Genomic DNA, 16,067 nt, shown 5'->3' with positions numbered 1-16,067 from the left:
CGCGGCCCGTCTTGTGGCAGGCAGAAAAAGCTCATGCGCCCGGAGAAAGCAGGGCGTTCGTGTCGGATATCAGTCTTAAAGCGGCAAGGCCGCCAGCATCAGCCCGACGCCACCCGCAATCAATATGGCGGCTGCCAACGCTTTTCGATGACGTTCGAACGCGGTCGGCGCCCGCTCCCAGTTGTAACGCATACCCAATGCTCTCCCAAAACCCCGCGACTCCATAGCTTACTTTAGGTAAGAAAAGCAACACCTTGACCCTGCGAGATAGCTGGCTTGACCGTTTGCGGCGGTGATTCCCAGCCGCAATCACCGACTATTTCTGGGGTGCTTCCCCGTTCTCAGGCTCTGAATGATGTGGAAGTTACCACAATCTGAAATTGGATGTCTCCATTAGGCTTCGGTTGCCTGTGTCGTGAGGATGGTGGCGTTGCCGGATTGCCACAGAACGGTCAGGCCGGCTTGTTCTCCCTCTCGTCCGCGCAATGGACAGACCCGCATCGCCGCGCTATCTGCTCTCCAGGAAAATGGTGGAGGGGCTCCATGGCCCAAATCGGTTCTGAAATGGTTCTGCGGCTGGCGGACGACGCCTCGGTCCAGCATGTCGGCGATGGCGCCGTCGTGCTCTTGGCGCGCAGCGGCCAGCTTTACACCTGCAACGGCACCACCGAAGCCTTTCTCGACAAGGTGGACGGCGCCCGCAGCCTTGACCAGATCGTCGTCCTGTTGTCTGACGAGTTCGAGGTCGACAAGGGCACGCTCGACCAGGACATGGCGGCGCTGGCCGCCGAACTGGTGAGCGAAGGCATTCTCGCCGACCCGGCTCCCTGATGGTGGACGGCGTTCTCCTGCGCGCTTTGTTTCGTGTCCATTTATGGGCAAGCGCGCGGCTGATGCCGACCCTGATCGGCCGCCGCAGCTTCGAATCGGTGCTGAAATGGGCGCCGCTCAGCGCACCCACCCCTTATCGCGGCCTGTCGTCAGCCTACATCGTCGCTGCCGTCAACCGGACCGTCCGGCACCCCTGGCTGATGCGCGACCGCAGATGCCTGCGCGAGGGCCTGCTCGCCCACCGCTTCCTGCGCTTTGCCGGCTTCGATCCGGATCTGCGCTTCGGCGTCGATCCGAAGTCGATGCAGGCGCCGCGTATGTCTGCCCATTGCTGGGTCTGTCTCGATGGCCGCCCGGTGGTCTCGGACAGCCTCCCCGGCATGGTGCAGATCTATCGCCATCACGCCGATGCCGGAAAGGCGCACGCTGCTTGACCGGTCCGGCGACCACCTTCTGCTATGATCTCCAGGGCCAGGTCATCAGCATATCGGCCTCGCGGGCCGATCTCTGGCCGAGCTTCGACCTCTTGCTCGGCACGTTGCGCGTGAGCGGGCCGGTCGAGCCCGATTTCCGCGTCGACATCGTCGAGACGCGGGAGTTACCGGAATCGCCTGCCGGAAAACTCGCTTTCGACGGCGAGGTGCCGGAGGACGGCCATTGCCGGCTGATCGACGGTGGCGGCACCGTTCATCTGGTCTTTCCCGGCCTGCAGACCGTCTCGATCAATGCCGATGGAGGCTGGGCCGAGATACGAGTCCATCCCGATGCCAAGGTCAAATGGACGGTGCTGATGATGGTGCTGGATGCAGCACTTGATGCCGGCGACCAGCACATGCTGCACACCGCCGGCCTGACATTGCCCGGCCGCGAGGCGCTCGTGCTGATCCATGCGCCGAGCGGCACCGGCAAGTCAACGACGTCGCTGGCGCTGGCGTCGCAAGGTTTCGGCCTGTGCTCGGATGACGCCATGATCCTCAAGGTTTTGGCCGGTGGCGGCATCACGGCCTGGGGCTTGCCGCGCAAGGTGAAGGTCCACCGCCACACCGCGGCAATGCTGCCCTTCGTGGCGCCTTGCCTTGGCGACAAATGGGACGCCAATGGCGAGCAGGCCGTCTCGCTGGAACGTCTCGCCGAGATCATCCGCATCGAGGAAACTGTCGGCAGACCGGTTGCGGCACTGTTTCATCTCGCCCGCTCGGCGGACGCGCAAACCCGGCTCGTGCCCATGACCAGGACAGACGCCATGGTGGCGCTTGCCACCGACAATGTCAGGACCGGCATGACCGGCCTTTTGCCGGCGCAGAAGCGCCGCATGGCAACCATCGCAACGCTGGTCAAAGCCGTCCCGACATTTACCCTGGAAGTCGGCGCGAACCCGGCCGAGGCGGCCCCGCTGATCCGCTCGGCGCTGGCGGCGCGGGACTAAAGCACACTTCAGGCAGAATGCGGCTTTGGCCTGGCGAGGCGCTGGATCCAGCGGAAGGCGTCGCGGCGCAGGCGCGAATGCATCTTGTCCCTGGAATTGACGCCGAGCAGCGTATCGCCGGTGATCAGCCATTTGGCCAAAAATATCGAGAGGTCGGGCTTGATGCGGTCGGCCAGTTCGATCGCGCGCGGTGCATCAAACAGCCGCCCCGTCACATTGAGAACCGTCGCCAGTTCGAGCTCGATGCCGCTGATGCGCGCCGCCTCGAAAAGCCGGTCTTCATCCGCGGGCGACCGCAGCGCGCGCACGCCCTGCAGCACATCGACGCAAAGCTGCAGCCGGTGGAACTTGTGCCCGCCGGCGGCGTGGACAATGGCGATGGTCAGCAGCGCGGCCGGCGTGTCGGCCTCGCTGCCGTCGATGATCTGCAATTCGCGAAAGCCCAGCGACAGCCGCCGCCGCATGCCGGAATCATGCACCAGGTTGCCGTGCAGTTCGATCAGCAGGCTGGTATTCTCCTTCTCCAGCCACTTGAACTCCTGCAGATCCTGCGACTGCGCCTCGCCGCTCCAGAGCTCGAAGCCGCATCCGGCAATCACCGTGTTGGCTTCAATGATGCTGGCCGGCTCGACCAGAATGTCGATGTCGGTGAACGGCCGGTCAGCGGCGTGGCGGTAAAGTTTGCGTGCGAAGACCGGACCCTTGACGATGCGGGCCGGAACATTTTTCGCCGCCAATGCCTTCATGATGCGGTCGCCATGATATTGCAGCAGCATCGATTGGCCGGTCGCCAGCGTCGAGCGATCACGCAGTTCCGACAGCTTTTGCCGCAAGGCTGCGTCCGCAGGCAGTTGGGCGTCGCCGATCTCGCTGAGCTTGCGCAGCATGATCGGCAGCACGCCGTGGAACTCGGCATTGGCGAGCAGTGCCAGCAAGCTTTCGGCAGCAACGTCACGGCCAATGGCAACCGTCGCCTCCGGGTCGGCGAAGGTCAGCAGCAGTTTTTCATCGGCAGGCGCAAGAGATGGCAGCATCAAACCCGGATTGCGTTCGCCCACATCAGCAATTCCCGTCCGGAATTGCGTCAAACAACCAACTCAGAGGAGCGTATGTTGCAGAAAAGCATGCATGAAGCCAGCGTGTGGTGGCAGAACCAGCTCATGAATTGACTTTCCACGGTTTCGGTCCATTCTTTTGCACTTGACTGAAAAGGGTGTTTGGAATGGCCAAGAAAAAGTATGAAGCGCCCGTGCTGCGCAAGGCAGGAAAGTTGTCCAGCGTGGTGGCCGGGCCGTCGCTGCCGATACCGCGATAAGACTTCTACGGCTTCGGTTTGGATGAAGCCGGAGCGGTCGGCCGCAAGGCAAGCCGCGCTGCAGGCGGGCAATCTGTCGGCGTGACTGCGGGTAACGGTCCGTCCGGTCCCGCAGGCTAAGGCAAGTTCATAAGCCGCCTGTTCGGGATATGGGCAAGGCCCCTCCGTTACAGTCCCCAGCGCAGCGCGGCTGTGTGCACCGGCGCGTCCCACATTGACGTTACCTCGTCATCCAGCATGGTCAGCGTGATCGAGCAGCCGGCCATGTCGAGCGATGTCACGTAGGACCCGACCAGCGAGCGGGTCACCGTCACGCCCTGTTTTTCGAAGATGTTTCGGGCGCTGTTGTACATCAGATAGAGCTCCATCAGCGGCGTGCCGCCAAAGCCGTTGATGAACAACAGTGCCGGGCCTTTCGCCCTGTCGCCGAGATCGCCCAGGATCGCGGCGCAAATCTCTTCGGCGATCGCATCGGCGCTTTTCAACGTGTCGCGACGCCGGCCGGGCTCGCCATGAATGCCGACGCCGAATTCCATCTCGCCATCACCAATCTCGAAGGTCGGCCTGCCGGCCGCCGGCACCGTGCAACTGGTCAGCGCCACGCCCATCGAACGCGTCGCGCTGTTGATGCGACCGCCGAGCGCCTTGAGATCCGCCAGCGCCATGCCTTGCTCGGCGGCGGCGCCGACGATCTTCTCCATCACCAGCGTGCCGGCGACGCCGCGCCGGCCGGTCGTAAAGGACGAATTCTCGACGGCGACGTCATCATTGATCACCACCTGCAGGACGCCGTCGGCCATTTCGCCGGCCATGTCGAAATTCATCACGTCGCCTTCATAGTTCTTGACGATGAACAGGCAGCCGGCGCCGGTATCGACGGCGGCGGCCGCCGCCAGTATCTGGTCCGGCGTTGGCGAGGTGAAGACCTGGCCGGGGCAGGCGGCGTCCAGCATGCCGTGACCGACAAAGCCGGCATGCAACGGCTCGTGGCCGGAACCGCCGCCCGAGATCAGCGCCACCTTCCCCGGCTTCATCACCTTGCGGCGAATGAATTTGTGCTCCTCGCCCAGCACCAGGATGTCGGCATGAGCTGCAACGAAGCCGTTGAGGCTTTCGGTCAGCACCGTGTCGACGGAATTCATAAACTTCTTCATGTGTCCTCCCGACACAACACGATCAGCCACCACTCCTGCCGGTGATGCTGGTGATCTTCTGGATGAATTCGTTGATCGCCTTGTCGAGCGCTGCATTCTGCTTGTCGTCGCCGAAATCGGGCACGATCAGCGAGACATGCCGGGTCTTGCGCATGCCTGCCGCAACCGACATCTTGCCGGGATGCGCCAGATGATAGGCAGCCAGAAACTGATCGCGCTCGGCCGGACTGAAATGGCAGACCGAAAAAATAGCCGGCAGATGTTTTGACGGGATCGGGGTCGAATAGGCCGCGCTGGAAATCTGGGTGACGAAGCTGCGGTGCTTGCCAAGCGCGTCGGCAAGGCGTTGTCGCATACCCGACGGTCGCTGGTCGATGACCTGCGACAGGATCGTCTTGTAGGCGCGGATCGCCTCTTCGGAGCCGGCTTCTGGTGTCTTGTCGGCCATCTCAGTCATCCTAGACCGATGCATCCGAGATGGCCGCCTTGGCCATGGCGAGTTGGGCGGGAGCCACCGAGAGATCCCGCAGGCCGGCCTCGAGCAGTGCCGGGATCGATGCCGGATCGCCGCCGGCATCGCCGCACAGGCTGACTGGGATTTTCGCGCGCAGGCCAAAAGCGGCAACCGAGCCGATCAGCCGCAACACGGCGGGATGGCGGACAGAATTAAGATGCGCCACGGCTGCGTTATCGCGGGCAGCCGCCATTACATATTGGGTCAGATCGTTCGAACCGATCGAGAAGAAGGCGACATCGGCGAACGCCTCCGGCGCGATCGCCACCGAAGGCACCTCGACCATGATGCCGAGCGGCGGCATTTTTTGCGCGATGCCGCGCGCGGCAAGCCCGGCCTGCTCCTCCACGAACAGAGCGGCGGCGCGTTGGTATTCCTCCGCGACGGCGATCATCGGAAACATCACCTTCAGATTGCCGTGCACCGCCGCGCGCAGCAGCGCCCGGATCTGTACGCGAAACACCTCCGGCCTTGCCAGCGACAGCCTGATGCCACGCAGCCCGAGGAACGGGTTGCTCTCCTCGACGGTGAAGCCCGGCACCGGCTTGTCGCCGCCGGCGTCGACGGTACGGATGGTCACCGGCTTGTCGCCTGCCCATTCCAGCACCTTGCGATAGGCCTGGTATTGCGTCTCCTCGTCCGGCGGCGCCTTGCCGAACAGGAATTCGGTGCGCATCAGCCCGACCCCGTCGCAGGTCGAAATGTCGATGCCGTCGACCTCGGACGGATCGGCGATGTTGACCTGCACGCGCACTGTCGTCCCGGCCCGGGTTACCGCCGGTTTCGCGAGATAGACTCCGGCCTTGTCTCGATGTGCCACAAACGAGGACGAGGACCGGTGGAACGCTTCGATCTCGGTCGTGGTCGGCGAAAGCACGATACCGCCATGCTCCGCATCGAGCAGAGCCAGACCGACGGGATTAGCCGGCGAAGCGCCAAGCCCCACCACCATCGGCACGCCGCGCGAGCGCGCCAGCATGGCGACGTGGCTGGCGGCGCTGCCGGCCCTCAGCGCGATGCCGCCGCCGGTGCTCCAGTCGGTCTCGAGAAAGCGCGTCGGCGCGATGTCCTCGCCATAGAGAATGGCGCCCGCTGGTGGAGCGCTCTCCTGCTCCTCGGTAAGGGCGCGCAGCACGCGGTCGCGGATATCGCTGATATCGGCGGCGCGAGCCCGGAAATAGTCCTGGTCTGACGTTTCGTAGCCGGAGATCTCGGCGTCCAGCGCCTGTCGCCAGGCCATGTCAGCCGGCATGCCGGACGCGATCGCGGCAAAAGCCGGGCCGGTCAGGGCATCGTCCTCAAGCATGGCGAGCTGGAATTCGAGAATGCCGGCGGCCTCCTCATCGGCGGTTTCAATCAGGGTCGCGAGCCGGTCAGCCGAACTGGCGATAGCTGCTTCCAATGCAGCCTTTTCCTCGCCGGCTGTCGCCTTCCGTGAGTAGTGCGCGGTGCCGTTGTCGAGATTGAACAGCGGCCCCTCGGCGTAGCCGGCGGAGGCCGAAATGCCTTGCAGCCTAAGCGGTTCGGGCATGGCCCGCGCCTTCGTCGAAATCGCGCCGCACCAGCTCGACCAGCGCTCTCACGGCATCATCGGCGCCGTCGCCTGTGGCCCGGATGTGCAGCATGGTGCCTTTCGGCGCCCTGGCCGCCATCACCTTGACGATGCTCTTGGCGTCGAACCATGGGCCGTTGGCAGAAAGCGCAATCTCCACCTCGGCCGCAAAGCTCTTGGCAAGCTTGGTGAACTTCACCGAAGGGCGCGCATGCAGACCCACCTCGTGGGTGATCAGGACGGTCGCTTCGGCAAAGGCGGACATCAGGTCAAAATTCCCGTTCACTCACGACGGCGACAATTCATGCGCCGTCGCCACCACTTCCTTCAGCGAGGCGCCGCCGGAGGACTCGGTCGCCGCCATCACCGCGCCTTCGACGATCGGCGCGTTGCAGACGATGATCTTCTGCGCCCGCGGCTCGCCGATCATTTCCACCGCCATTTCCGAATTGGTCTCGGCGCCGCCGAGATCGACCAGTATGGCGACGCCCGCCTCCGACCACGCCTTGTCGATGGCGCCTATGATCGCTTCGACGCTGGTGCCGAGCCCGCCATGGCCGTTTCCGCCGCACCATGCAAGCGGCACTTCGTCGCCCACCATCTGCCGCACCATGTCGGCCGTGCCTTCGGCAACCAGCGGGGAATGCGAGACGATGACGATGCCGACATTGCTCATGCTTGGCCCTCGACGGTTTCGGCGACGGTCCGCACCAGCAGCGCCACAGAGCGTCCGCCGGCATCCATATGACCGATTGAGCGGTCGCCGAGGAATGAGGCGCGACCGCGTGTTGCCTTCATCGGCACGGTCGCCTCGGCAGCCATGTCGGCGATATCTGCAATTTCCATGGCCGTCTTTCCTTCGACCAACGCGTCCTGCACAGGTTGCAGCACATCGAGCATGGTCTTTTGACCGACCTGGGATTTGCCTCTGGCGGCCACAGCTTCGATTGCCTTGCCGAAAGCAGCCGCCAGATTGGCACGATCCGGCTCTCCCGAAATCTCCTTGCCCAGCGCCAGGAACAATGTACCGAAGAGCGGCCCGGATGCACCGCCAACCGTCATCACCAGCTTGGTGCCGATCGCCTTCAGCGCCTCGGGCAGCGGCTTGGCCGAAAACGCCTCGGCATCGGCACGCAAGGCCTCAAACCCGCGCTTCATGTTCAGCCCATGGTCACCGTCGCCGATCGCCTGGTCGAGCGCGGTCAACTCTTCCGAGTGAGCGGCGATCGTGTCCGCGGCGGCGGTGATCAGCCTGGCAAGGTCGAACGCTGCCATGTCCAGATTCCCGGTTTCGGTCCTGCCGGCAGTATCGAAAGAATTCTCATTCGACAATCGAAGCATGCCATCAGGCCGTTGCATGCAGCGCGGCGGCGGCCGCGAACACTTCGGCCACGGCATGGGCGCCAGGGTCGGCCACGCCCTGCAATTTGGTGCCGACATAGGCGGAGCGTCCGGCTTTCGCCTTCTCCATGGCCGCGGTCGCCTCGGCGCCGTGCCTCGCCGCGGTCGCCGCGGCATCCAGCCCCTTGGCGTCGAGCGCCTTCAGCGCCGGCTCCAGGGCATCGACCATGGTGCGGTCGCCGACCCCGGCGCCGCCATAGAAGGTCATCCGGTCAAGCCCGGCAAGCAGCGCCTTGGACAGGGTTGCTCCGCCATTCGAAGCCTGAGCCGCCGCCGTGAAGAAGATCGACAGCAGGACGCCTGAGGAGCCGCCCATTGCGACGCCCAGACTATCGCCTATAGCCGCAAGCGTGGCGGCAGGGTCGGCCAGCGGCAGCGCATCGAGCCGTTCCAGCACGCTGCGCGCGCCGGTCGCAACCGTCGAGCCGGTATCGCCGTCGCCCGTCTTGGCGTCTAGCCCGTTCAGTGTCTCTTCGAGCGCGATCAGCCGTCCGCAGACCGTGACGATCAAACGCCTGGTGCCGGAATCCTGGCTGGCCCTTTGGGCTGCGCTGTTTCCAGCCGCTTTCGCCATAGGCACGATAGCCGGCGCGACGACGGTTTTGGCCGGCATCCAGGCATGTGGGCCGACAGGCGCCAGCAAGGCTGCCTCGCGCGCCGCATCGAGCTTGATCAGCGACAGCGAAAAACCGTTCATGTTGAGCGCCGTCATCAGCGGTCCGGGGCCGATCGCAAGCTTCACGGTCTTGGCCAGCGGCGAGGCCAGCACGGCATTGGCGACCAGCGACATTTCGAGCGGCGGCACCGAGCCGAGATTGTTGATGAGCAACGCGTGGCTGGCGTTCGGGTCGAGCCGCACCGCCAGCCGCTCCGCCATGATCGCCACAAGTCTGTCGGCGCTCTGCACGGCGATGCGCTCGACGCCCGGCTCGCCATGGATGCCGAGGCCGAGTTCGCCGTCATTTTCGCCGAACCGCTCTTCATGTGGCTGGCCGGGGATCGAGCAGGACGACAGCGACATGCCGAGCGAGATGATGTCCTTCGCCGCCACGCGAGCGGCTGTAGCAACGGCTGCCAGGTCTTGACCGGTCTCCGACAAATGGCCGGCGATCTTATGTACGAACAAGGTGCCGGCGACGCCGCGCGGCTGGTTGATATCCGGCAGGGCGATGTCGTCGGCGACGATCGCCATCTCGACGCGAAACCCTTCGGCGCGCGCTTTCTCGGCCGCCAGGCCGAAATTGAGCCGGTCGCCGGTGTAGTTCTTGACGATCAGCAGGCAGCCGGCCGGGCCGGTCACCGCGCGGATGGCGGCCAGCACCGCCTCGACGCTGGGCGAGGCGAAGATCTCGCCCGAAACCGCCGCCGTCAGCATGCCCTTGCCGACAAAGCCGGCATGGGACGGTTCGTGTCCGGCGCCGCCACCGGAGACGACGGCAACTTTCGCCTTGTCCCAGTCGGCGCGCAGCACGACCTTGATCTCGGGATAACCGTCGAGGCGCGCGAGATCGCCGGAACCGATGGTCCGCAACAGGCCATCCAGCGCCTCGGTGACGATCGTTTCCCTGCGGTTGAAAAAGTGCTTCATCGAGTTCGTCCCGTATTCGCAATCGTCAGTCAGAAGCCGGCGTCTAGACCGCCGAAATCTTCACATCAGCCTTTGTCCGTCGGCGCCGAAATACAGCGGCGAGCGGTAGCGGATCACCACCTTGTCGCCCTCGGCCAGATCCGTATCGGGGTCGGTGAGCGTCACCAGTTTCTTCGGGCCGACCGTAACATGCAGATGGTTCTGGTCCCCGAGATGTTCGACCCAGTCGACGACGCCGTCGGCATGGCCGTTTGCGGTCTTCTCGATCGACAGATGCTCGGTGCGCGCGCCGATGGTCTTGGTTCCGGTCGGCGCCCCACCATCAGGCAGCAGCCCGGCCGGCAGCAGGTTGATCGCCGGCTGGCCGAGGCGGGCCGCGACATGAAGGTTTGCCGGCTCCGAATAGATCATGCGCGGCGTGCCGATCTGCACCAGCACGCCGTCATTGAGGATGCCGATGCGGTCGGCCATGGTCATCGCCTCGATCTGATCGTGGGTGACGTACAGCATGGTGGCGCCGAGTTCGGCCTGGATACGCTTGAGTTCGAGCCTGAGATCGGCGCGCAATTTGGCATCCAGCGACGACAGCGGTTCGTCCATCAGATAGATCGACGGCTTGCGCACCAGCGCGCGCCCAATGGCGACGCGCTGCATTTCGCCACCCGAAAGCTTGGTCGAGCGGTTGTTCAGCTTGTGGTGGATGCGCACCATCTTCGCCACCTCTTCGACGCGGCGGCGAATCTGGTCCTCCGGTACTTTCCGCGCTGGCGAACGCAGCGGGAAGGCGAGGTTGTCGTAGACCGACAGATGCGGGTAGAGCGAATATTGCTGGAACACGAAGGCGGTGTCGCGCTCGGCCGGCGACAGCGTCGTCGCATCGTGGCCGCCAATATGGATCGTGCCGCCATCCGGCCGCTCCAGTCCGGCGATCAATCTCAGCGTCGTCGTCTTGCCGGCGCCGGTCGGGCCGAGCAGCACGACGAATTCGCCATCGGCGATGTTAAGGTCGAGGCCATCGACGGCGACATGGTCGCCGAAGCTTTTGGTCACGCCCTTGATGTGCACGTCAGCCATGCTGCGCTCTCCCTTGAGAGGCGGTATCGTGGATCGCGGTGCGCACCGCCCGACCCGAGCCCTTGTCGAACAGCGACAGCCGCGCGCTGTTCAACGTCAGCCCGACATGATCGCCGGCAGCGAGCCGGATTTCGGCCGGCACCCGCGCCTTGATGATGCCGTCCGCCGTCTCCACCGCCACGATCTGCGTCGTGCCGAGATATTCGGTGCCGTAGATGGTGCCGCGCAGTTTCGACGCATCGTCGAAACGGATGTGCTCGGGACGGATGCCGAGCGCCATGTCGGCGGGCGCAATTTCCTCGCGCACTTCCGGCACCGCCACCTTGGCGCCTTGCACGACGATCTCCTTCGCCCCCTTCGCCAATCCGCCGCCAAAGCCGAGAAAGTTCATTGGCGGCGAGCCGATGAAATCGGCGACGAACATGGTTGCCGGGCGGTCGTAGATCTCGCGCGGAGTGCCGAACTGTTCGATGACGCCATGGTTCATCACCGCGATCTTGTCGGCCATCGACATTGCTTCCATCTGGTCGTGGGTGACATAGACCGTGGTGGCGTGGATGCGGTTGTGCAGCTCGCGCAGCTCATGCACCATCAGATCGCGGAATTCGGTGTCGAGCGTGCCGAGCGGCTCGTCCATCAGAAAACACTTTGGCCGCCGCACGATGGCACGGCCGAGCGCGACCCGCTGGCGGTCGCCGCCGGCAAGCCCTGAGACCGATTTGTTGAGCAGATGGTCGATGCGCAAAAGCTTGGCCGTCTCGTCGACGCGTTGGCGGATTTCGGCCGACGGCATTCCTTGCGCGAGAAGCGGGAAGCCGATGTTCTTGCGCACATTCATATGCGGATAGAGCGCGAACAGCTGGAAGACAAAGGCGATGTCGCGTTCGCGCGCCCGGCGCATGGAGACGTCCTCGCCGCCGAGCAGGATCTGGCCACCGGTCGGCAATTCGAGGCCGGCGATCATGCGCAGCGTCGTCGTCTTGCCGCAGCCCGAGGGACCAAGCATCACGAAGAACTCGCCATCCTCGACGACAAAGCTGGAATCCTGCACCGCGACGAAATCGCCGAAGGCCTTTCTCAAATGTTGGACGCGGATTTCGGCCATGATTATTCCGGGAATTTCGAGACGATGATGAACATCACCGTGCCGGCGAGCATGGTGATGAAGGAATAGGTGTAGAGCGCCAGCGCGAAAGGCTGGAACAGCATCAGGAAGCCGACGGCGATGAGCGCCGTCGCAATGTTTTCCATGAGGCCGCGTCGAGCCCAGCGCGGCCAGGATGACTTTTTGGAGATGGCTGGGCGCGTCATGCGTAGCTCCCTTCCTTCTGCCCGGCAACGGGGCGAGACGGTTGCCAGGTGGTTCCCCCACTCCGTCGCTGCTTCGCAGCGCCACCTCTCCCCCCTCCGGAGGGAGAGGAAGGGAGTCTGGTTGAATGAAGTTCGCGCCCTTCCTCTCCCCCGTCGATCGGGGGGGAGGTGTCGAGCGAAGCTCGACGGAGTGGGGGTCGACCTGGCACACCACTCATTTGCGAACCGCGCCGAAAGTGATGCCGCGCAGCAACTGCTTGCGTAGCAGGATGGTGAAGACCAGGATCGGCACCAGGAAGATCGTCGTGCCCGCCGCCACCGCCGGCCAGTCCTGGCCGCCTTCACCGATAATGGTCGGGATGAAGGGCGGTGCGGTCTGCGCCGTGCCGGAGGTCAGCAGCGCCGCGAATGCATATTCGTTCCAGGCAAAGATCAGGCAGAAGATGGCGGTCGCGGCGATGCCGGTGGTCGCTTGCGGCAGCACGGTACGCCAGAAGGCCTGCAGCCTGGTATAGCCGTCGATCATCGCCGCTTCTTCATACTCGCGCGGGATCTCGTCGATGAAGCCTTTCAGCAGCCACACCGCGAGCGACACGTTGACCGCGGTGTAGAGCAGGATCATGCCGAGCGCGGTGTCGGACAGGCCGAGCTCGCGGTACATCAGGTAGATGGGAATGGCGACCGCGATCGGTGGCATGAAGCGCGTCGACAGGATGAAGAACAAGAGGTCATCGGCCAGCGGCACCTTGAAGCGCGAGAAACCGTAGGCCGAGAGCGTGCCGAGGAATACGGCGCAGAAGGTGGAACCGAAGGCGATGATCAGTGAGTTGACGAAGCGCGGCAGGAAGTTGGACGGGCCGGCAATCGCCATGTTGCGCTTGCGCGAGGTCTCGTCGCAGAAACCGGTCGCGGGTCCGAGCGAGTTGATGTAGTCGGGCGTTTGCCTGGTGCGCGTCGTGAACAGGTTGCAATAGCCCTCGATGCTCGGCTGGAACAGAATCTTGGGCGGATAGGCGATCGAATCCGGCGGCGTCTTGAAGCTGGTGGCGAAGATCCACAGCAACGGCACGATCGAGATCAGCGCGTAGAGCACGATGATCGTGCCGGCGATCCGCTTCGAATTGGCCGAGGGGGCGACGACGGAGTGGGCGGTGGTCAGGCTCATCTCTGCTTCACCTTGTTCAGCGCCTTGACGTAGATGTTGGCCAGCCCAAACACCGCGACGAACAGGATGATGGCGAAGGCCGAGGAATATCCGGTGCGCCAGCTCTCGAACGCCTGCCGCTTCAGCGTGATCGAGGCGACCTCGGTGGTCGAGCCCGGCCCGCCACCGGTCAGCAGGTTGACCATGTCGAACATCTTGAAGTTCTCGATGCCGCGAAACAGCACCGCCAGCATGATGAAGGGCAGCGCCATCGGCAGCGTGATCGACCAGAACTGCCGCCAGTTGGACGCGCGGTCGACCTCGGCGGCTTCATAGATGTATTCGGGGATGGAGCGCAGGCCGGCGAGACAGATCAGCATGACATAGGGCGTCCACATCCAGGTGTCGACGATGATGATCGACCACGGCGCCAGCGACACGTTGGACAGCATCTGGATGTCGGTCGGTGGTATCCGGGTGACGAACGAGATGGCGTAGGCGAACAGGCCGATCTGCGGCTCGTAGAGGAAACGCCAGAAATTGCCGACCACCGCCGGCGACAGCATCATCGGCACCAGGATGATGGTCGTCCAGAAGGCGTGGCCGCGAAACTTCCTGTCGATCAGCCACGCCAGCGTGAAACCGATCAGCGTCTGCAGCAGGATCGTCCAGAACACGAAATGCGCCGTCGTCTGCATGGCGATCCAGATGTCCTGGTCGCCGAGGATGCGCTGGTAGTTGGCGAAGCCGAGGTTTTTCACCACCTCGTTCGGGCGGTTCGCGCGGAAGTTGGTGAAGGACAGGTAGATCGCCCAGAACAGCGGGAAGATGTTGATGGCCAAGAGCAACAGGATCGTCGGCGAGATGAACAGCCAGGCGAGGCCCTTGTCGCTCATCCCCCGGACCTTGCGGGCCAACGGCTCCGGGGTCGCCCGGGCAACGTTCTCCGCAGTCCGATTGAGCATGGTGAGTCCTGCTTCGGTCACGTCAAGTCTCGACACTGGAATTTATCTGAACTGCGTCCCGTGCCAAGGGCAGCACGGGACCAAGAGCATGATGCCGAAAAGTGTGAAGCGGTTTTCGGACGACATCATGCTCTCTCTCTTTTTAGCCCTGAGGCGGATGATTTCTGATCGATTCGGCCTGAAAATCATCCGCCTCTGGGGTCAGGCTCGGGAGGAGCCGTTGGTCCGGTTACATCTTGCCGTCGTCCTGGAACACTTGCGTCCAGTCCTTGACCAGGCCGTCAAGCGCGTCCTTGGCCGAACCCTGGCCGGCTACGACATAGTCGTGGAAGCGCTTCTGCGACGCCTGCAGCAGCGGTGCGTAGCTCGGCTCGGCCCAGAAGTCCTTCACGATCGCCATCGAGTCGAGGAAGGTCTGCGCATAAGGCTGGCTGGACGGGAAGGCCGGGTCCTTGACCACCGCGTTCAGGCAGGAATAGCCGCCGAGCGACCACCATTTGGCCTGCACATCCTTGTTGGCGAACCACTTGATGTATTTCAGCGCCGATTCCTGCTTGTCTGAATAGGACACCACCGAAATGCCCTGGCCGCCGAGCTGCGCGAACTGGGCGCCGCCGGGACCCTTCGGATTGACGAAGTAGCCGATCTTGTCGCCGCCGACATTCTCGTCCTTCTGCAGGCCGGGCCAGGTGAAGGCGAAGTTCATGTGCATGGCCACCTGACCGGATTTGAAGGCGTCGACGCCTTCGCCCATATAGCTGTTCGAGGCACCCGGAGGCGTGCAGCAATCATAGAGCGACTTGTAGAACTCCAGGCCTTTGACCGCGTCTGGCGAATTGACGAAGCCTTCCATCTCGTAGGGCTTCTTCAGGTTTTCATACTGGAAGCCGAAGCTGTAGAGCACGTCCATGGCGCCCATGGTGATGCCCTCCGAGCCGCGCTCGGTGTAGATAGAGGCGCCATAGACGGTCTTGCCGTCTATCTCGCGCTTCTGGAAGAACTCGGCGACCTGCTTCAGTTGGTCGAAGGTGGTCGGCGGGCCGAGATCCCAGCCAAATTTTTCCTTGAATTCCTTCTGCAGCTCCGGCTTGGAGAACCAATCCTTGCGGTAGGTCCAGCCGACGACGTCGCCCATGGCCGGCAGCGCCCAGTAGTTCGGCGTGTTCTTCGGCCATTCGGAATAGCCGACGACGGTTGCCGGCACGAAGTCGTCCATGCTGATCTTCTCCTTGTCGAAGAAGTCGTTCAGCTTGACGTAGTGGCCGTTCTCGGCCGAGCCGCCGATCCACTGGCTGTCGCCGATGATCAGGTCGCAAAGTTTGCCGTGCGAGTTGAGCTCGTTGAGGAAGCGGTCGGCATAGTTGGTCCACGGCACGAATTCGAATTTCATGCCGATGCCGGTTTCCTTGGTAAAATCCTTGGACAGTTCGACCAGCGCGTTTGCCGGATCCCAGGCGGCCCAGCAAAGCGTCAGGTCTTCAGCGTGCGCCGCGTTCGAGACGGCTGTCGACGCGGTAATCGCCGAGGCCAGCCCCAACGCCAGTTTCAAGCTCGATTTCATGCCTTCCTCCCATTTGCGAAACGCGCCCGGATGGCCGTTTCAAGAACCCCTCAACCCTCGCTCCTCCGAGGGGCTAAACACGGCACGCTATGCGTCGCCAGGGCGGCGCGGTGCGCCGCAGATGTTTAGTAATTTGTTTAGTGATGCAATTTTTACTAAACAAGGCAAGCGAATTCGTCGCTGCGCCGCAACATGGCGAAACGGCGATTGAAATCGTTGGATGATTGCCGG

The 16,067-nt window shown here is 63.5% G+C and carries 17 protein-coding genes; 3 read left to right on the top strand and 14 right to left on the bottom strand.

Translation table 11 applies throughout. From position 1 onward, the window contains the following. The first annotated feature begins 543 nt into the window (after positions 1-543). The 3 genes from NKJ80_RS01630 to NKJ80_RS01620 are packed head-to-tail and all read left to right on the top strand — an operon-like array spanning position 544 to position 2,257. On the top strand, positions 544-831 hold the full coding sequence (locus tag NKJ80_RS01630) for a PqqD family protein (protein ID WP_023684213.1): 288 nt from the start codon (positions 544-546) through the stop codon (positions 829-831). Then, positions 831-1,265, top strand: a complete 435-nt coding sequence (locus NKJ80_RS01625) for a lasso peptide biosynthesis B2 protein (protein ID WP_023668789.1) — start codon at positions 831-833, stop codon at positions 1,263-1,265. The genes NKJ80_RS01630 and NKJ80_RS01625 overlap by 1 nt, the downstream gene beginning before the upstream one ends. Beyond that, entirely contained in the window at positions 1,262-2,257 is a 996-nt protein-coding gene (locus NKJ80_RS01620) for a phosphoenolpyruvate carboxykinase (ATP) (RefSeq protein ID WP_023694189.1), read from the top strand. The genes NKJ80_RS01625 and NKJ80_RS01620 overlap by 4 nt, the downstream gene beginning before the upstream one ends. A gap of 8 nt (positions 2,258-2,265) precedes the next feature. Here NKJ80_RS01620 and NKJ80_RS01615 read toward each other — a convergent pair whose 3' ends face one another. The 14 genes from NKJ80_RS01615 to NKJ80_RS01550 form a co-directional block, all read right to left on the bottom strand. Continuing rightward, positions 2,266-3,291 carry a nucleotidyltransferase family protein gene (locus NKJ80_RS01615; protein ID WP_023668787.1) on the bottom strand — a complete coding sequence of 342 codons (1,026 nt, stop codon included), beginning with the start codon at positions 3,289-3,291 and terminating at the stop codon, positions 2,266-2,268. Between the two features lie 448 nt (positions 3,292-3,739). Next, positions 3,740-4,726, bottom strand: coding sequence for a dihydroxyacetone kinase subunit DhaK (dhaK, locus tag NKJ80_RS01610; RefSeq protein WP_352496920.1), 987 nt, complete (start codon positions 4,724-4,726; stop codon positions 3,740-3,742). Between the two features lie 22 nt (positions 4,727-4,748). Next, positions 4,749-5,174 carry a hypothetical protein gene (locus tag NKJ80_RS01605; protein WP_023668784.1) on the bottom strand — a complete coding sequence of 142 codons (426 nt, stop codon included), beginning with the start codon at positions 5,172-5,174 and terminating at the stop codon, positions 4,749-4,751. A 10-nt stretch (positions 5,175-5,184) separates the two neighbouring features. Beyond that, entirely contained in the window at positions 5,185-6,771 is a 1,587-nt protein-coding gene (gene ptsP / locus NKJ80_RS01600; protein WP_023702322.1) for a phosphoenolpyruvate--protein phosphotransferase, read from the bottom strand. Continuing rightward, positions 6,755-7,057 (bottom strand): HPr family phosphocarrier protein, encoded by a 303-nt coding sequence (locus NKJ80_RS01595; protein ID WP_023729629.1) that lies wholly within the window; start codon positions 7,055-7,057, stop codon positions 6,755-6,757. Before NKJ80_RS01595 ends, ptsP begins: the two co-directional genes overlap by 17 nt. Before the next feature lie 21 nt (positions 7,058-7,078). Next, positions 7,079-7,468 (bottom strand): dihydroxyacetone kinase phosphoryl donor subunit DhaM, encoded by a 390-nt coding sequence (gene dhaM, locus NKJ80_RS01590; protein ID WP_023668781.1) that lies wholly within the window; start codon positions 7,466-7,468, stop codon positions 7,079-7,081. Then, complete coding sequence (gene dhaL, locus NKJ80_RS01585; protein WP_023668780.1) at positions 7,465-8,067, bottom strand: dihydroxyacetone kinase subunit DhaL; 603 nt, start codon at positions 8,065-8,067, stop codon at positions 7,465-7,467. The genes dhaM and dhaL overlap by 4 nt, the downstream gene beginning before the upstream one ends. Positions 8,068-8,137: 70 nt before the next feature. After that, positions 8,138-9,781 carry a dihydroxyacetone kinase subunit DhaK gene (locus NKJ80_RS01580; protein ID WP_352496919.1) on the bottom strand — a complete coding sequence of 548 codons (1,644 nt, stop codon included), beginning with the start codon at positions 9,779-9,781 and terminating at the stop codon, positions 8,138-8,140. 60 nt (positions 9,782-9,841) lie between these two features. Further along, entirely contained in the window at positions 9,842-10,855 is a 1,014-nt protein-coding gene (locus NKJ80_RS01575) for an ABC transporter ATP-binding protein (RefSeq protein ID WP_352496918.1), read from the bottom strand. Then, complete coding sequence (locus NKJ80_RS01570; RefSeq protein WP_352496917.1) at positions 10,848-11,960, bottom strand: ABC transporter ATP-binding protein; 1,113 nt, start codon at positions 11,958-11,960, stop codon at positions 10,848-10,850. Before NKJ80_RS01570 ends, NKJ80_RS01575 begins: the two co-directional genes overlap by 8 nt. A gap of 2 nt (positions 11,961-11,962) precedes the next feature. Then, a complete protein-coding gene (locus NKJ80_RS01565; protein WP_023694181.1) occupies positions 11,963-12,166 on the bottom strand; it encodes a hypothetical protein in 204 nt (67 codons plus the stop codon). A 214-nt stretch (positions 12,167-12,380) separates the two neighbouring features. Continuing rightward, entirely contained in the window at positions 12,381-13,331 is a 951-nt protein-coding gene (locus tag NKJ80_RS01560; RefSeq protein WP_352496916.1) for a carbohydrate ABC transporter permease, read from the bottom strand. Further along, positions 13,328-14,275 (bottom strand): carbohydrate ABC transporter permease, encoded by a 948-nt coding sequence (locus NKJ80_RS01555; protein WP_352497096.1) that lies wholly within the window; start codon positions 14,273-14,275, stop codon positions 13,328-13,330. Before NKJ80_RS01555 ends, NKJ80_RS01560 begins: the two co-directional genes overlap by 4 nt. Positions 14,276-14,504: 229 nt before the next feature. Continuing rightward, positions 14,505-15,836, bottom strand: a complete 1,332-nt coding sequence (locus tag NKJ80_RS01550; RefSeq protein WP_352496915.1) for an ABC transporter substrate-binding protein — start codon at positions 15,834-15,836, stop codon at positions 14,505-14,507. Between the last annotated feature and the right edge of the window lie 231 nt (positions 15,837-16,067).

It is taken from the genome of Mesorhizobium sp. M0030 (genome assembly GCF_040323695.1).
GTDB lineage: Bacteria > Pseudomonadota > Alphaproteobacteria > Rhizobiales > Rhizobiaceae > Mesorhizobium.
Note: the sequence above shows the minus strand (reverse complement) of the source record. Positions and strands in the feature narration are given on the sequence as shown.

Coding starts and splice junctions, on each gene's coding strand:
- NKJ80_RS01630 (WP_023684213.1), top strand. CDS start 544: ATGGCCCAAATCGGTTCTGAAATGGTTCTGCGGCTGGCGGACGACGCC.
- NKJ80_RS01625 (WP_023668789.1), top strand. CDS start 831: ATGGTGGACGGCGTTCTCCTGCGCGCTTTGTTTCGTGTCCATTTATGG.
- NKJ80_RS01615 (WP_023668787.1), bottom strand. CDS start 3,291: ATGCTGCCATCTCTTGCGCCTGCCGATGAAAAACTGCTGCTGACCTTC.
- dhaK (WP_352496920.1), bottom strand. CDS start 4,726: ATGAAGAAGTTTATGAATTCCGTCGACACGGTGCTGACCGAAAGCCTC.
- NKJ80_RS01605 (WP_023668784.1), bottom strand. CDS start 5,174: ATGGCCGACAAGACACCAGAAGCCGGCTCCGAAGAGGCGATCCGCGCC.
- ptsP (WP_023702322.1), bottom strand. CDS start 6,771: ATGCCCGAACCGCTTAGGCTGCAAGGCATTTCGGCCTCCGCCGGCTAC.
- NKJ80_RS01595 (WP_023729629.1), bottom strand. CDS start 7,057: ATGTCCGCCTTTGCCGAAGCGACCGTCCTGATCACCCACGAGGTGGGT.
- dhaM (WP_023668781.1), bottom strand. CDS start 7,468: ATGAGCAATGTCGGCATCGTCATCGTCTCGCATTCCCCGCTGGTTGCC.
- dhaL (WP_023668780.1), bottom strand. CDS start 8,067: ATGGCAGCGTTCGACCTTGCCAGGCTGATCACCGCCGCCGCGGACACG.
- NKJ80_RS01580 (WP_352496919.1), bottom strand. CDS start 9,781: ATGAAGCACTTTTTCAACCGCAGGGAAACGATCGTCACCGAGGCGCTG.
- NKJ80_RS01575 (WP_352496918.1), bottom strand. CDS start 10,855: ATGGCTGACGTGCACATCAAGGGCGTGACCAAAAGCTTCGGCGACCAT.
- NKJ80_RS01570 (WP_352496917.1), bottom strand. CDS start 11,960: ATGGCCGAAATCCGCGTCCAACATTTGAGAAAGGCCTTCGGCGATTTC.
- NKJ80_RS01565 (WP_023694181.1), bottom strand. CDS start 12,166: ATGACGCGCCCAGCCATCTCCAAAAAGTCATCCTGGCCGCGCTGGGCT.
- NKJ80_RS01560 (WP_352496916.1), bottom strand. CDS start 13,331: ATGAGCCTGACCACCGCCCACTCCGTCGTCGCCCCCTCGGCCAATTCG.
- NKJ80_RS01555 (WP_352497096.1), bottom strand. CDS start 14,275: ATGCTCAATCGGACTGCGGAGAACGTTGCCCGGGCGACCCCGGAGCCG.
- NKJ80_RS01550 (WP_352496915.1), bottom strand. CDS start 15,836: ATGAAATCGAGCTTGAAACTGGCGTTGGGGCTGGCCTCGGCGATTACC.